Annotated in this window: 15 protein-coding genes; 9 read left to right on the top strand and 6 right to left on the bottom strand. The window is 71.7% G+C overall.

Going from position 1 to position 15451, the window contains the following annotated elements:
• Positions 1-248 precede the first annotated feature (248 nt).
• Entirely contained in the window at positions 249-551 is a 303-nt protein-coding gene (locus tag RI138_RS21485; protein ID WP_311121223.1) for a hypothetical protein, read from the bottom strand.
• Between the two features lie 902 nt (positions 552-1453).
• Between RI138_RS21485 and RI138_RS21480 the strand changes: the two genes are divergently transcribed.
• From RI138_RS21480 to RI138_RS21470, 3 genes are all read left to right on the top strand, one after another.
• On the top strand, positions 1454-2887 hold the full coding sequence (locus RI138_RS21480) for a coproporphyrinogen-III oxidase family protein (RefSeq protein WP_311121222.1): 1434 nt from the start codon (positions 1454-1456) through the stop codon (positions 2885-2887).
• Between the two features lie 371 nt (positions 2888-3258).
• On the top strand, positions 3259-4371 hold the full coding sequence (locus tag RI138_RS21475) for a DUF4190 domain-containing protein (protein WP_311121221.1): 1113 nt from the start codon (positions 3259-3261) through the stop codon (positions 4369-4371).
• Between the two features lie 173 nt (positions 4372-4544).
• The gene (locus RI138_RS21470) at positions 4545-7784 is read left to right on the top strand and encodes a tetratricopeptide repeat protein (protein ID WP_311121220.1); all 3240 of its coding nucleotides are present in this window, start codon (positions 4545-4547) and stop codon (positions 7782-7784) included.
• Positions 7785-7913: 129 nt separating this feature from the next.
• Here the strand turns inward: RI138_RS21470 and RI138_RS21465 are convergent, their stop codons facing one another.
• Both RI138_RS21465 and mca read right to left on the bottom strand, forming a co-directional pair.
• Positions 7914-8150: a hypothetical protein gene (locus tag RI138_RS21465; protein WP_096623668.1), complete on the bottom strand. Its 237-nt coding sequence runs from the start codon at positions 8148-8150 to the stop codon at positions 7914-7916.
• A 1-nt stretch (position 8151) separates the two neighbouring features.
• A complete protein-coding gene (gene mca / locus RI138_RS21460; RefSeq protein ID WP_311121219.1) occupies positions 8152-9033 on the bottom strand; it encodes a mycothiol conjugate amidase Mca in 882 nt (293 codons plus the stop codon).
• A 170-nt stretch (positions 9034-9203) separates the two neighbouring features.
• Between mca and RI138_RS21455 the strand changes: the two genes are divergently transcribed.
• Together RI138_RS21455 and greA are read left to right on the top strand one after the other, a co-directional pair.
• The gene (locus RI138_RS21455; RefSeq protein WP_311122965.1) at positions 9204-9620 is read left to right on the top strand and encodes a DUF4307 domain-containing protein; all 417 of its coding nucleotides are present in this window, start codon (positions 9204-9206) and stop codon (positions 9618-9620) included.
• A 184-nt stretch (positions 9621-9804) separates the two neighbouring features.
• Positions 9805-10302: a transcription elongation factor GreA gene (gene greA, locus RI138_RS21450; protein ID WP_096623664.1), complete on the top strand. Its 498-nt coding sequence runs from the start codon at positions 9805-9807 to the stop codon at positions 10300-10302.
• Between the two features lie 93 nt (positions 10303-10395).
• On the opposite strand, the gene RI138_RS21445 is transcribed toward greA, so the two are convergent.
• The 3 genes from RI138_RS21445 to ilvA form a co-directional block, all read right to left on the bottom strand.
• Positions 10396-11259, bottom strand: coding sequence for an ABC transporter permease (locus RI138_RS21445; protein ID WP_311121218.1), 864 nt, complete (start codon positions 11257-11259; stop codon positions 10396-10398).
• Entirely contained in the window at positions 11256-12266 is a 1011-nt protein-coding gene (locus RI138_RS21440) for an ATP-binding cassette domain-containing protein (protein WP_311121217.1), read from the bottom strand. The genes RI138_RS21445 and RI138_RS21440 overlap by 4 nt, the downstream gene beginning before the upstream one ends.
• Positions 12267-12392: 126 nt before the next feature.
• Positions 12393-13622: a threonine ammonia-lyase gene (gene ilvA, locus RI138_RS21435; protein ID WP_311121216.1), complete on the bottom strand. Its 1230-nt coding sequence runs from the start codon at positions 13620-13622 to the stop codon at positions 12393-12395.
• Positions 13623-13780: 158 nt separating this feature from the next.
• Here ilvA and RI138_RS21430 point away from each other — a divergent pair, with 158 nt between their 5' ends.
• From RI138_RS21430 to RI138_RS21415, 4 genes are all read left to right on the top strand, one after another.
• On the top strand, positions 13781-14311 hold the full coding sequence (locus tag RI138_RS21430) for a MarR family winged helix-turn-helix transcriptional regulator (protein ID WP_311121215.1): 531 nt from the start codon (positions 13781-13783) through the stop codon (positions 14309-14311).
• 75 nt (positions 14312-14386) lie between these two features.
• On the top strand, positions 14387-14881 hold the full coding sequence (locus RI138_RS21425) for a sigma factor-like helix-turn-helix DNA-binding protein (protein WP_311121214.1): 495 nt from the start codon (positions 14387-14389) through the stop codon (positions 14879-14881).
• Entirely contained in the window at positions 14878-15144 is a 267-nt protein-coding gene (locus tag RI138_RS21420; RefSeq protein ID WP_311121213.1) for a hypothetical protein, read from the top strand. The genes RI138_RS21425 and RI138_RS21420 overlap by 4 nt, the downstream gene beginning before the upstream one ends.
• Positions 15145-15232: 88 nt before the next feature.
• Positions 15233-15424 (top strand): DUF1059 domain-containing protein, encoded by a 192-nt coding sequence (locus RI138_RS21415; protein ID WP_096623716.1) that lies wholly within the window; start codon positions 15233-15235, stop codon positions 15422-15424.
• Positions 15425-15451: the final 27 nt, after the last annotated feature.

Below are 15451 nucleotides of genomic sequence, written 5' to 3'. Positions count from 1 at the left end.
GCCCGCGTGACGTCACGCGCAGCAGGAAAGTGTCATGGTTCTTGGATTCCCCCCGCTGCCCCGTTGTGTGAACCCGGGGATTCTTTTTGAGTCTCGGTGAACTCACCGCGGGAACAGCATGAATGAGCCATCTTGCGGGGAGCAAGAGCCGCAGAGCATCATCTCAATATCCGAGACATATCGCGCCGATGGTGCGCACCTGCACGGATTGTTCCGACAAGTGCCGCTATTCCAGCTCTGTTTCCGTCTCAGGCGCCTTCCAGGGCCCACCGTACGAGGACGAGGGCGGCCAGGACCGCCGCGGCCCCCGATGCCCAGGTCAGCACGAAGGCGCTGGAGTGCCCGGGGTTCCGGGCGGGTTGGCCCGCCGCGAGTGCGGCGATGCCCTGGCCGACGATGAGACCGCTACCCAGGAGCGTCATCGCCTCGCCCATCCGCTCCAGCGGCGCGACGTGCTCCGCGAGGCTGAACACCGCCATGAGATGCGGCGCCACGCCGAACCCGATCGCGGCGATTCCCGCCGTGCCGATGCTGTTGAGTTCCGTCAGCACCAGGAGGGTGGCGATGGGGCAGATCGCCGCGGGCAGGCGTGCCGCGAAGGAGATCCCGGGCGGCGCGGGACCTGCGATCCGTGTGACGATCCGCAGGCCCGCAATCGCCGCCAGTTCGTCATGTCCGATTTTCTGGAGCGGTGTTGACTGCCCAGTGGTGGTCCACCGCGTCGGTCAGGGGCTGCTTCGGGGCGTCGCCGTCGCGCGTCCGGTCGCCCAGCGCGGAGTCGCCCAGGCTCAGGCTTCGTGACCGGCGCCGGTCACGGCCCGTGCCAGCTCCGGAATGTAGGGGCCGGCCCGGGGGATCGGGATGGACCGGATATACGCGAATGCGCTTGATGTCCGACGGTCAAGGATGACTCCAGTCCGATCGGGTGACTCCCGGTGGAGACACCTCCGACCAGGCCTCCGCGGAACGCTTGGGGATGCGAATGCACTCAACTCGCCTTGTATGCAGCTAGGTTTCACATCGCGAAACTCAACTCACTTGTTCTGTGCGTAATTCATCCCGGCGACCGTAGCCGCGCCACACTCCGGGGACCCTCCGCGAAATTCGGGATCCCACAGTGTGGACAATTTGGGAGGAGGTGACGAACCCCGCCCGGCAATCGTCGTAGGTTCTGTTCCTGTCGCCCGCATCGCGGCCGCCTGTCTACTGGCACCACTTCCGCCACTGACCCACGCATCGATCAACAGACCTATGGCGTAAAGCAGTTGGGCGGAAGCACAGCCTCCGGGGGAGGCTTGTGGGAAGGGGGCACCGCCCCGCCCGCCCTGACGCGCGGCTTCGGCCCGCGCCTCTCTCACTCCCTGTCTCTTTCCGTGCCGTACGGAGCTGCGGCACCGCTCCCCGTTGGCAGGCCAGTTCGAAGTCGAACCTCCACAGGCAAGGATCAGGAACGATGAGCGCTATTCGCGACGAGCTCGCCCGGCACATCGAGCAGGGCGTCATTCCGCCCTTCAACTACGCGTACCCTTCCCGCTCCGCCTACCGCCCCCTGAACGGGACCCGGACCATCCGGGAAATCTGGGCCGAGGACCTCCAGCGACACCCCGTTCCCGAACTGAACCTGTATCTGCACGTGCCGTTCTGCCGGTACAAGTGCGGGTTCTGCAACCTCTACACCGTCATCTCCGAGGACATGGACGTGTACGACGCGTACATGGACGCCCTCTGTACCCAGATCCGTGACCACACGGAGATCATCCAGAGCCGTCGGCTGCGCACGATCTACATCGGCGGCGGAACTCCGAGCCTGCTGAGCCTGCGCCACTTCGAGCAGCTCTTCGGCACGCTGGACGAGGTGTATCCCAACTGGCGAAGCACGGTGGAGGAGGTCGCCATCGAGGCCACTCCGGACTCCATCGTCAAGGAGCCCGGCACCCTGGAGGGCCTGATCGCCCTGGGTCTCACCCGGGCCAACATCGGCATCCAGTCGCTCGTCCCCTCGGAGATCCGGGAGGCGGGCCGGGGACAGGCGGGCGAGGGCGTCATCCGCCGGGCCATCGAGATCACCCGCGAGAAGCGGCTGCCCAACCTGAGCACCGACCTGATCATGGGCTTCGCCGGGCAGACCCCGGAGAGCTGGCGGCACTCGGTCGACGAACTGGCGGCACTCGCCCCCGAGACGATCAGCACCTACTTCCTGACCGTCCGGCCCGACGCGTGGTTCTCCAAGACCGGCGCGTACCAGTACATGATGAGCCCCGACCTGTACGAGCGGTACGAGTACGCGAACGCCACGTTCCGCGGGGCCGGATACGTACAGGAGTCGAACGTCCGCTACAAGAGGCTGGGGCGCGGCGGCTACCAGCAGAAGGTCCTCACCTTCCACGGCGTTCCGCTGCTGGGCCTGGGCGCCGGGGCGCGCAGCTACACCAGCTCGGTCGACTACATGGTCGGGAACGTGAAGCCGAGCCTCACCGAGGTCGCGGACTACATCACCAAGGCCAGGAACCACGAACTGACCCCGCTCACCGGATTCGTCCTCAACGACGAGGAGATCATCCGGAAGCGGCTGGTCCTGGACTCCTTCGACCTGGACCTCAACGAGCTGAACCGCTTCGGCTACCAGGAGATGGCGCACCTCTTCGAGCCGGTGCTCACGGCGGCCGAGGACATCGGCCTGCTGCGCCGCCTGCCCACCAACCGCATCCAGCTGACGCGGCTGGGCTTCAAGCACCGCGACACCCTGTCCTGGATGCTCTTCTCCAAGAACGTCATCGACCTGGACCGCGAGTACTACGCCGGCCTGCACAGCGAGAACAAGCGCGCCCAGAAGCACATGGGCAGCGAACCGCTCAGCATTTCGGGCCTGAAGACCTCCCGGTCCTGATCGCGGTCCCTCGGCACTACTTGCCTGCACCACACGCCTGCACGGCTCGCCCCGGTGCGGCCGCCGAAGCAGTTCCGGCGGCCGTACCGGGGTGCGACCCGGGAGAGCTCCATGACCCGGCTTCCTGCCGCCGCGGGCGGCGGCGACGTGATCGGCACGACCCTCGTGCACCACGCACGCTGTTCCTCGTCGACAACAGCCGGGACGACGACCGGCAGGCGCCGACGTCGGTGGCCCGGCGCTGCCGTGAACGGGCAGGTGAAAGGGGGCGGGGTCGGACAGGAGTACGAGGGAGGGCGGTGCTAACGTGCGGGCACCCCGGCCCCACACGGACCCCTGCCCTGCTCACCGACACGAAAGGGCACAGGACCATGACCGTGCCGCCGCCCCCGCATTCCCCCGTACCTCCCGCGCCTCCGGCGGCGGGCCCCCACGGCCCCTGGCAGCCGGTGCCCCGGCAGCCGCTCAGCGGGCTCGCGGTCGCCTCGCTCGTGCTGTCGCTGCTGGTCTGCCTCGCGCCGGTGGGGCTGGTCCTCGGGATCGTCGCGCTGGTGCGGCTCCCGCGCACCGGCAGGCGCGGCAAGGGGCTCGCGGTCGCCGGGACCGCCGTGGGCGGCGCGGTGGTGGCCCTGTCCGCGCTGCTGCTGGTGGTCGGCGGGGTCCGGTTCACCGCCTGGACGGGTGAGGGGCCGAGCCCCTTCACTCCCGGGGACCGGACGGCGACGTCGCTCTACGACCTGGCCGAGGAGGACTGCTTCACCCCGGCCTCCGGACTGCCCACCCCCGGCGGGGACCGGCTGAAGACCATGTCGGCGGAGATCGTCCCGTGCGACGAGCCCCACCAGGGGCAGGTCTACGGGTCGTTCGAGCTGACGGGCAAGGCGTTCCCCGGGGCCGCCGCCGTCGCCGATGCGGCGAACAAGGGATGTGCTCCCCTGTTGCACGACTTCGCGCTGGACACCACGGCCCTGCCCCGGTCCCAGATGTTCTACTACCACCCGGACTCCGCCGGCTGGGCGAGCGGCAACCGCACGGTGCTGTGCTGGCTGGGCTCCACCGCCGGTCCGCTGGAGGAGTCGCTGCGGCAGGATCTGGAGGACTGGGACGAGGCCCAGTTCGCCTATCTGATGGCGCTGCGTCCCGCCAGCGAGGCCCGGGTCAGCAGGCCCGCCACGGCGGCGGACGACGACCTCGCCGGGGCGACCGCCTGGGCGGGGCGGATGGCGGCCGGGACGGACGAGTCGGCACGGATACTGCGGGTCACGGGCGGCCTCCCGGCCGAGGCCGAGGACCCGGTGACCGCGTTCGCGGACCGCCTCGAACAGCTGTCGGGCGTCATGAGCGCCGCGGCGAAGGCGCGTACGCCGCAGGAGTTCGAGAAGCTCACGAACAGCATCGGCGAGGACGACGGGTCCCGCGAGGAGCGCGCCGTACGCGACGCGCTCGGGCTGCGGCTGCCGGGCGGGGGCGATCTCGCCGGGTGACCAGCCCGCCCTTCTTTCCCGGCTCTTCCCTGTCCCCGCCTCTTTCTTGACCCTCCCCCTGCTCAGGGCCCCTCGCGCCGGAGCGCGCCACGCATGACACTTGACCCTGACCGCAGGCACTTGACGCTTCGGAAGCCGACGCTTCGGAACACAGCTCTCGGAGGGGGACCCTTATGCGGGACAGCCATCGCGCGGAAGCCGAAAGGCTGTTGGTGCGCGCCGTGGAGGAGGAGGCGCGGCGCACCGGTGGCCGGACGGACGCCGGTGCGCTGATGGCGCGGGCCCGGGCGGCGCTCGACACCATCGCCGCGGGCGCGGCCGAGGAGTACGCCGCGTACACCCGGGCGCTGGACTCGGCGGCGGCGGGAGCGCGGCCGCTGTCGGAGCGCTTCAGCCGGGCGTCGCTGGGAACTCCCCTGCTGGTCACCGGAGTCGCCGCCGCCGCCGCGTTCACCGCCGATGTCGCGCTCGGCACGGAGACCGCGCTGGCGCTCGGTGCGGGCGCGGCCGTCGCGGTGGCCGGTGCGGCGACGACCGTGGCGAAGGTGACCGCCTCGCACTGGCCCGCCGCGCACCGCCGGGCCGGGGCGGCCGGACAGCCGGGCGGGGCCGAGCAGTTGCGGCTCCAGTGGCTGAGCGCCCTGGATGTGCGGGGCATCCGCCCGTATCTGGACCAGCAGCGGATGCTGGCCCCGGCCGCCCGCTCCCCGAAGAAGCCGGCCTCCCCCGCCGTACGGCAGTTGCGCGGCGTGGACCGCAGTGCGGCGGCCCGCACCCGGGTGGTGCTGGAGCAGACCTTCGGCCATCTCCCGCAGGCCGAGGGGCCGTTCGCGGGGCGGCGGGCGGAGCTGGCGCAGATCGCCCGGTGGGTGCACGCGGCCCGCGCCTCCACACGGACCCGCCCGACCGTCGTGGTGCTGCACGGGGAGCCGGGGTCGGGGCGCACCACGCTCGCGGTGCGGGCGGCGCACACGCTCAGGGACCAGTTCCGGGGCGCGTGCGTGGTCGATCTGCGCGGCCAGGTGGCCGGGGAGAGCCCGCTGCCGACCCGGGACGCCCTGCTGCATCTGCTGAACCGGCTGGGCGCGCCGCGCGAGCAGCTGCTGTTCCGGGAGGGCGCGTCGGCCGAGCAGCAGGTGCGGCGGCTCGCCGAGCTGTACCACCAGCACCTCACGGGGACCCCGGTCACGATCGTGCTGGACGACGCGACGGACGCCGGGCAGGTGCGCACCCTGGTGCCGGAGCGCTCGGACAGCCTGGTGATCGTCACCGCCAGGGAGCCGCTGGAGCTGCCCGGGGACCTGCCTGCCCGGGTGCACCAGCTGCCGGTCGGCCCGCTGGACGCGGCAGGGGCGGAGGAGCTGCTGCGCGAGGTCGCCGGGGAGGAGGAGACGGGGCCGTACGACTACCCGTCGACGGACGCCGTCGTGGAGCTGTGCGGCGGGCTGCCGCTGGCCCTGCGGGTGGCCGGTTCCGCGCTCGGGGCCCGTAGCCGCCACACCCTGGCAAAGGACCTGGCGGCAGGGTCGCCCCCAGGGGCGTCCGGGCCGGTGGCCCCCGTGGAGCGGGCCTTGTGGCTGCGCTACACGGACCAGGGGGATCAGGCCCGGCGGCTGCTGCGGCGGCTCGCGCTGGCGGGCCGGGCGAGCCTGGGGGCGGCAGCGGCAGCGGCCCTGCTCGCGGCGGACGAGCAGGAGGCGGAGCGGCTGCTGACGGTGCTGGCGCGGGCCGGGCTGCTCACCCGCGTACGGGGCTCGCGCTACCGGCTGCACGATCTCGTACGGGCCTTCGCGCTGGCCCGGCTGCTGGACGAGGAGCCGCCCGCCGAGCGGACGGCCGCGCAGGAACGGCTGCTGACGAACTACGCGGAGCTGGCCGACGCGGTGATCCGGATGGTCGACGGGAAGATGTCGACCCGGGCGGGCCGGTTCGGCTCGCACGGCTTCGGTTCGCTGGACTCGGCGCTGCGCTGGCTGGACGACGAGTCGAGCTTCATCACGGCGGCGCTGCGGCACGCGGAGGGCGTCGACCAGGGCACGGTGCTGCATCTGCTGGGCGCCCTGTGCGACTACTGCCTGCTGCGCGGCGACCTCTACCGCCTGGGCGAGATCAGCGAGCTGACCCAGTCCGTGGACCAGGGCCTGCTGGAGCGCTCGGTGCAGTGGCGTACCGGCATCGCGGCCCGGCAGCTCGGCGAGCTGGACAAGGCCCGCACCACTCTGTCCTCCGTCGTGGGCCTCTACCACGAGGCGCGGAACGACGCGGGCGAGGCGCTGGCCCTCTGCTCGCTCGGCATCACCCTGCACCACCAGGGCAACCTGACCGAGGCGGCGGCCCGGCTCGGCGAGGCGCTGGCCCTCCAGTCCTCGCAGGCGCAGGCCGAGGACCGGGCCTGGACCCTGCACGCGCTGGCCGCCGTGGAGCGCGACCGGGGCGATCTGGCGAAGGCGCTCACGCTGCTGGACGACGCGCTGCTGCTGCACCGGGAGGGCGATTCGCTGCACGGTGAGGCCTGGACGCAGTTCCAGCTGGGGCAGGTGCGGCTGCGCACGGGCGAGGTGGCGGCGGCCGAGGAGGCGCTGAGTACGGCCCTGGAGCTGTACGGGCGCACCCGCGACGGGCGCGGTGAGGCCTGGGCGATCACCCAGCTGGCCCGGGCCCGGCTGCTGGACGACGACCCGGCGGCCGCCCTGGAGCAGCTGCGCGACGCCCTGGCCCGGCACCGGGACAACGAGGACGCGCGCGGTGAGGCGTGGACCCTGTACTACCTGGGTCAGGCGTTGGAGGAGGACGGGGACACCGATCAGGCGGTGCGGGAGCTGGAGCGGGCCCGGACGATGTTCTCCCGGATGCGGGACGTGTACGGGCTGGCGTGCGCCCGGCACCATTCGGGCCGGGTGACGCGGGACCAGCGGGCCGCGCAGACGGGCAACCTGCGCAATTCGGGGTTCGCCCGGCAGCTGCTGATGGACGCGCGGGCCGATTTCCGGCGGATCAAGGTGCCGTACGGTCAGGCGTGGGCGTGCGTGGAGCTGGCGTTGATCGACGCGGGCAACGGGCGGGCGCCGCAGGCGCTGGAGCTGTGCGGTGAGGCGGCGGAGCTGTTCGCCTCGTACGGGGACGCGCGGGGCGGCGACTGGGCCCGGTTCCTGCGCTGCACTCTGCTGCCGTACGCCTCGCCCGGGGGCAGCGAGGTCGGCACGGTGGTCGCCCAGCAGGAGCTGGCCGAGCTGATCGAGGCCCGGCACCCGGCGCGGGACGGCAGGCTGGAGCGGTCCGCCGCGGCGTTCGCGGTGGCGCTGGAGCGGGGCGTGGACCTGGAGGACGGCTGGCAGGCCTGGCGGCTGGGCCTGACCCCGACCCGGCGCGCGGGCCAGATCATGGGCGTCCCGAGGGTGCCGTCGACGCACTGACCGTACGGGCCGCGGTGCCGTCGCGGCCGTGACCGTACGGGCGCGGGCCGGGCCATGAGCGTACGAGGTGAGGGCGTCCGGCCGCGGGGCCGGACGCCCTTCCCGTACGCGCGGGGCCTGTGCCGCGCGCTACTTCCCGGGCGAGGCCGCCCCGTTCCCCGCGGGCGCGGCCGTGGCCGCCTCCGGGTCGGGGGCCTCCTCGAAGTTCACCCTGCCCATGTGGCGGTTCATCGACTTCATCAGCGCCCACACGCCGACGGCGAGCGCCGCGAAGACGAGGAAGCCGAGGACGCCGGGGGTGACCTTGTTCTTGTCGAGCTCGGCGGCGAGCGGGACGAGGTGCGTCAGTGCCTGGGTCGCGTACATATCAGGCATTGTCGCGGATGCCCGCGAAGAGGTCGCTCTCGGGGAGGGAGGTATCGACCAGAGACTTCGCCAGCTCGTACTCCTCGGTCGGCCAGACCTCGCGCTGGATGTCCATCGGGACCCGGAACCAGCCGCCCTCGGGGTCGATCTGCGTGGCGTGCGCGATCAGCGCCTTGTCGCGGATCTCGAAGAACTCGTCGCAGGGAACGTGCGTGGTCAGGGTGCGTTCGACGCGCTCGAACTCCTTCCAGCGCTCCAGCCACTCGCCGTAGGGGGACTCCAGGCCGCGGGCGAGGAGCGCCTCGTGCAGGGCGACGGTGCGCGGCCGGTTGAAGCCCTGGTTGTAGTAGAGCTTCTGCGGCTCGTAGACCGGGCCGAACTCGTCCTCGGGGAACTTCTCCTTGTCGGCCGCACCGTCGAACGCGATCATCGTGATCTTGTGCGTCATGATGTGGTCGGGGTGCGGGTAGCCGCCGTTCTCGTCGTACGTGGTGATGACCTGCGGCCGGAACGCGCGGATCTTCGCCACCAGGCGTCCCGCCGCCGACTCGGGGTCCTCCAGGGCGAAGCAGCCCTCGGGCAGCGGCGGCAGCGGGTCGCCCTCGGGCAGCCCCGAGTCGACGAAACCGAGCCACTCCTGCTGGACGCCCAGGATCTCGCGGGCCTCGTCCATCTCCTTCTTGCGGACCTCGTGGATGTTCTTCTCGATGTACGCGTCACCCTGGAGCTTCGGGTTGAGGATGGAGCCGCGCTCGCCTCCCGTGCAGGTCACGACCAGCACGTCCACCCCCTCGGACACGTACTTGGCCATGGTGGCCGCGCCCTTGCTCGACTCGTCGTCGGGGTGGGCGTGAACGGCCATCAGTCGCAGCTGCTCAGTCAAAGCTCGATCCTCAGTCATTCGGTCGCTCTGGTCGATCCGGTCTCTGCCAAAGAGGTGCGGGCCCGCGTGACGTCGGTGTGGGGCGCGGTCGGGTGACGCGCGGGCGACTTCTATAGTGACTGACCGAGGGGCCGGAAAATTCCTCGATGCCCGACCCGGAGGGAACGATCATGACGGCGGTTCGCGGGACCACGCCCGAGGGGCGGTACGGCCGCACCGAGGACCAGCGCGCGGACCGCAAGCTGAAGATCGTCGGCTCGGTCCTGGGCGTGGCCCTGCTCGGCATGGTCGGCTGGATGGGCTTCCACTATGTGGGCGGTCAGGGCATCAGCGGCGAGATGATCAAGTTCGAGGTCGTCTCCGACACCCGGGCCGACGTCCACCTGGAGGTCCGCAAGGACCGCGACGGCCACGGCTACTGCGTGGTGCGGGCGCTGAGCGAGGACGGTTCCGAGGTGGGCCGCAAGGAGGTCCGCTTCGACGGGGCCGAGAAGCGGATCGACGAGCTGGTGACCGTCGTGACGCGTTCCCGGGCGACCGCGGTCGAGCCGATGGGCTGCACCGCCGACGACGGCCCGACCGGCTGATCCGGCCACACCCCCGCTGACCTGCGGCGACGCACACGAAACTGCGGCCGAGTCGGGCGTGTGACGTTTACCTTCTCCCCCTTTTCCTACGGAATTGTTAGGCTCGTGGTTTCGCCCACCCGTGGAGGCACATGCTTCTGGGTAGGGCGATGCTTTGTATTCCCAGCACCGACGAGGAGCACCTGTGACTCAGACCAGCGAAAACGTCACCTGGCTCACGCAGGAGGCGTACAACCAGCTCAAGGCCGAGCTGGAGTACCTGTCTGGTCCCGCGCGCACGGAGATCGCCGTCAAGATCGCGGCGGCCCGTGAGGAGGGTGACCTCCGGGAGAACGGCGGGTACCACGCGGCCAAGGAGGAGCAGGGCAAGATGGAGCTGCGGGTGCGCCAGCTCACCCAGCTCCTGGAGCACGCGAAGGTCGGCGAGGCGCCGGCCGACGACGGCGTGGTCGAGCCCGGCATGGTCGTCACGATCGCCTTCGACGGCGACGAGGACGACACGATGACCTTCCTGCTCGCCTCCCGTGAGTACGCCAGCACGGAGATCGAGACGTACTCCCCGCAGTCCCCGCTCGGTATCGGCGTGAACGGCAAGCGCACGGGTGAGGACGCGGAGTACGAGCTGCCGAACGGCAAGACCGCCACGGTGAAGATCCTGGCGGCGAAGCCGTACACGGGCTGAGAGACGCCCCCACCACGACACGACACGGCGACGCGGGTGTGCAGTCCCTTCCGAGGGGTCGGCACACCCGCGTCGCCGTGTGCGCGGCTCGCGTCAGCGGCTGGACCGCCGGTACTTGCGGACCGCGAGAGTGCGGAAGACCACGACGATCAGCACGGACCAGAGCAGCGACGCCCAGACGGGGTGCTGCATGGGCCAGGCGCTGGAGTCCACGACTCCCGGGTTGCCGAACAGCTCGCGGCAGGCCTGGACGGTGGCGCTGAAGGGGTTCCAGTCGGCGACATGCCGCAGCCAGGGCGTCATCTGGCTGGAGTCGACGAACGCGTTCGAGATGAACGTCACCGGGAACAGCCAGATGATCCCGCCCGAGGTCGCGGCCTCCGGGGTGCGGACCGACAGCCCGATCAGGGCGCCGATCCAGGTGAAGGCGTACCCCAGGAGGAGCAGCAGACCGAAGGCCGCCAGGACCCGTCCGGCGTTGGTCGGCTCGGCCGAGCCGGTGCGCCAGCCGACGATCAGCGCGACGACCGCCAGGACGAGGAGGGTGATGCACGTCTGGGCGAGGTCGGCGACCGTGCGGCCGGTGAGGACCGCGCCGCGCGCCATCGGCAGGGACCGGAAGCGGTCGATGAGGCCCTTCTGCATGTCGTCGGCGATGCCCGCCGCCGAACCCGCCGTGGCGAAGGTGACGGTCTGCGCGAAGATGCCCGCCATCAGGAAGTTCTTGTAGACGTTCGGATCGGTCGTGCCGCCGATGCTCATCGAGCCGCCGAAGACGTACGTGAACAGCACGACGAACATCACCGGCTGGATGACCCCGAAAAGAAGCATCTCCGGAATGCGGGACATGCGGATCAGGTTCCGCTTGGCTACGACGAGGGAGTCCCTGACGGACTGGACGACCCCGCCGGAGAGGCGGGGCGCCAGGACGGGGGCGGCCTTGGTGGTGACGCTCACCGGGCGTCCTCCTTGTCCTCGGGGTCCTCGGGGTCCTCGTTCTCCTGCTCCTGCTCCTGCTCCTGCACCTCGGCCGCGTGGCCGGTGAGGGAGAGGAACACGTCGTCCAGGGTCGGGCGGCGCAGGGCGATGTCGTCGATCTCCACCCCGTGGCCGTCCAGGTCGCGGATGATCTCGGCCAGCAGCTTCGCCCCGCCGGTCACCGGGACGGTCAGCTTGCGGGAGAGCCGGACGACGGTGACCTCGCCCTTGCCGAGCGCGGTCAGGACGGACCGGGCGGGCTCGATCTCGTCGGGGCGGTGCACGACGACCTCGACGCGCTCGCCGCCGGTGCGGGCCTTGAGCTGGTCGGAGGTGCCGCGGGCGATGACCTTGCCGTGGTCGATGACGCAGATGTCGTGGGCGAGGCGGTCGGCCTCCTCCAGATACTGCGTGGTCAGCAGCAGGGTCGTACCGCCCGCCACCAGGTCCTCGATGACGTCCCACAGCTGCTGCCGGTTGCGCGGGTCGAGGCCGGTCGTCGGCTCGTCCATGAACATCACGGGCGGCGAGACGACGAGCGCGGCCGCGAGGTCGAGACGGCGGCGCATACCGCCGGAGTACGTCTTGGCGGTGCGGTCGGCGGCGTCGGCGAGGTTGAACCGCTCCAGCAGCTCGCCCGCGCGGGCCTTCGCGGCCCGGCCGCTCATCTGGTAGAGCTGCCCGACCATCTGGAGGTTCTCCCGGCCGGTCAGATACTCGTCGACCGCGGCGAACTGCCCGGAGAGCCCGATCGAGCGGCGTACCTCGTTGGGCTTCCTCAGCACGTCGATCCCGGCCACGAAGGCGCTGCCGCTGTCGGGGCGCAGGAGGGTGGTCAGGACCCGGACGGCGGTCGTCTTGCCCGCGCCGTTGGGGCCGAGGAGGCCGAGGACGGTGCCCTCGGGAACGTCGAAGTCGACGCCGTCCAGGGCTCGTACGTCGCCGAAGGTCTTCACCAGACCTTCGGCATGGATGGCACCTGGCATAAAAAGGCTCCCCCGTCACTCGCGGCTGACCGCACCCGTACGTGGTTTCCCCGCCGATCCTAGGATCGGCGGGGCTTCACCGCGCGGTGAACAACGAGATCGGGCCAACCGGCGGGAACCGGACGGTCAGCCGATGACCCGGTACCCCTCCGCGCGCAGCGCCGCCTCGACCTCCTCGCAGTGGCGGGGCCCCTTGGTCTCCAGGTGGAGGTCGACCTCCACCTCGGTCAGGCCGAGACGCGGGTCGGTGCGCACGTGACCGATGTCGAGCACGTTCGCGTCGGCCACCGTCAGCGCGGCCAGCAGGGCGGCCAGCGCCCCCGGGCGGTCGGTGAGCCGCAGCCGCAGGCTCAGGTAGCGGCCCGCCGCGGACATCCCGTGCCGCAGGATGCGCTGCATCAGCAGCGGGTCCACGTTGCCGCCCGACAGCAGGGCCACCACCGGGCCCCGGAAGGCCTTCGGGTCGCTGAGCAGCGCCGCCACCGGACTGGCCCCGGCCGGCTCGACGACCAGCTTGGCCCGCTCCAGGCAGAGCAGCAGGGCGCTGGACAGCTCGTCCTCGGTGACGGTGCGGACCTCGTCGACCAGCTCCCGGATCAGCGCGAACGGTACGTCGCCGGGGCGGCCCACCTTGATGCCGTCGGCCATGGTGACCGGGTCGTCGAGGGAGACGGGGTGCCCGGCGGCCAGCGAGGGCGGGTAGGCGGCGGCCCCCTCGGCCTGGACACCGACGATCCGGACGTCGGGGCGCAGCGCCTTCACCGCGACGGCGATGCCCGCGGCGAGACCGCCGCCGCCGAGCCCGACGACGATGGTGCGGACCTCCGGGCACTGCTCCAGGATCTCCAGGCCGACGGTGCCCTGGCCCGCGATGATGTCCGGGTGGTCGAAGGGGTGGATGAAGACCGCGCCGGTCCGCTCCGCGTACTCCTGGGCGGCGGCCAGCGTCTCGTCGACGACCTGGCCGTGCAGCCGCACCTCGGCCCCGTACTCCTGGGTCGCCGCGACCTTCGGCAGGGGCGCCCCGACGGGCATGAAGACGGTGGAACGCACGCCGAGCAGGGAGGAGGCGAGCGCGACGCCCTGGGCGTGGTTCCCGGCGCTGGCGGCGACCACCCCGGCCGCCCGCTCCACCGGGGTGAGCCCGGAGATCCGGACGTAGGCACCGCGCAGTTTGAAGGAGCCGGTGCGCTGGAGGTTCTCGCACTTGAGGTGGACGGGGGCGCCGACCAGCTCGCTCAGATGCCGGCTGCCCTCCAGAGCGGTCACCCGGGCCACCCCGGACAGCATTTTCTGCGCGCCACGGACATCGTCGAGGATCAGGGGCGGGTGGGGGGCGGTCGCGCGGAAGCTCATGCCCGCAAGTCTTGCAGCTCCGACCGTGCGCGGCAGACTTGTCTCATGGCGGCCTGCGGTGTTGTCCGCAGGTTTGTGCGGCACTGGTACGCGTTGCCCCGGGGCCGCGTACTCTGTCCCCCACTCCATCCGACACCGCATGAAGAGAGCCCCCGGCCATGCCCCCTCAGGACATGACGACTGCTGCGTCTCCTTCCGGGGGCGCCGTCCCCGAACACCCGGGCCCCGAACACCTGCTGGACTCGCTCCAGCACCAGGTGGCGGTCTTCGCCCGCCGCGCCGAACAGACCCGCCTCGGCGGTGTCGGCCAGGTCCGCAACTCGATGGACCGGGCGGCCTACCTGCTACTGAACCGGCTGGACCGGGAAGGCCCGATGGGCGTCAAAGCCCTGGCGGCCGGGATGGGCATCGACTCCTCGACGGTGACGCGGCAGGTCGCGCCGCTCGTCGACACCGGACTGGTCAAGCGCACCTCGCACCCGGAGGACGGCCGGGCCGTCGTGCTCCAGCTCTCGCCGCGCGGTCAGGCCCGCCTCAACGAGGTACGCGCCTCCCGGCGTGAGCTGATGTCGCAGGTCACGGACGGGTGGTCGGACGAGGAGCGGGACACGTTCTGCGCCCTGCTCACCCGGTTCAACGCCTCGCTCGCGGCCCGGCAGGCCGCGTACCAGTCGACACAGTCCGACTGACGCCCGGCGCCGGTCCGGGCACCCGCGGCATCCTGGCTCTTGACCGGGGCGGTGTGCCGGGGCTCGGATGAGGTCATGAGCGAGCGGGCCGAACACCGGGACCGGCTCCGCGCCCAGGAGTTCGAGGCCTTCGTGGCGGGCGCGGGCGGACGACTGCTGCACACCGCGACGCTGCTCACCGCCGAGCCTCCCGAACCGCCGGGCGCGAACGTACGGGCCCGGCGGCTGCTGTCCGCGGCGCTGGCCCGTACGTACGCCGACTGGGACCGTTCGCACGGCGGCGACCCCTACGACCTGGCCCGCCGGGAGCTGGCCCTCCGCTTCGCCCGGGAGGCCCGGCGGCACCGGCGGCCGCGCGGCGGGGTGCTGGGGCGGCTCACCCCCGTCGAACGGCTCGTGCTCGTGCTGCGGATGTACGAGGAGGTCGACGAGGAGCGGACGGCGGCGCTGCTCGGACTCCCGGCCGACCGGGTCCGCGCGGTCTGCGCCCGTGCGGTGGCGGCGCTGCGCTCACCGGGTTCGCGGGGCGGGAGCGCGCGGCCGGCTCCGGTGCCCCGGGGGACGCCGTGAACGCCGGCCGGGAGCCGCGGGGGGACTCACGGGCCGAGCAGGTCCGCCGGATGCTGGACGGCCCGTATCCGGTGCTGCCGCCGGACCTGGCGGCGCGGGCGGTACGGCGGGGCGGGCGGCGGCTGCGGCTGCGGCGGGCGGTGCACCGGACGGCGGGGTGGCTGCTGGGCGCGGCGCTCGCGGTGTTCCTGGTGTGGGCCGGGATCGAGCAGCCGTGGGAGCGGGAGCCGGCGCGGGTCACGCCGCCGCTGGAGGGCTGGTGAAGCCGTCGGGGTGCCGAGCCGTTGGGGTACCGACCGCGACCGGCCTACCCTGGAGGAGTCGGTCGTCGTACGAGCCTGGGAGGCCGTGATGACCAGAAAGATCGCCGACTGCCGTAAGTACCCGAGCGAGATGAACTGCTCACTCACCATTTCCGGCGAGGAGGACGAGGTCGTACGGGCCGCGAGCGAACACGCCGTGTCCGTCCACGGACACGAGGACAGCCCTGAACTGCGCGGTCAGATACGGGAAATGCTGGAGGACGAGAAGGTCAGCGTCTGAGCGTGCGGGCGCCCGCCGGTTCGGGCG

It is taken from the genome of Streptomyces durocortorensis (assembly GCF_031760065.1).
Lineage (GTDB): Bacteria > Actinomycetota > Actinomycetes > Streptomycetales > Streptomycetaceae > Streptomyces.
This window is presented reverse-complemented; position numbering and strand designations above follow the sequence as displayed.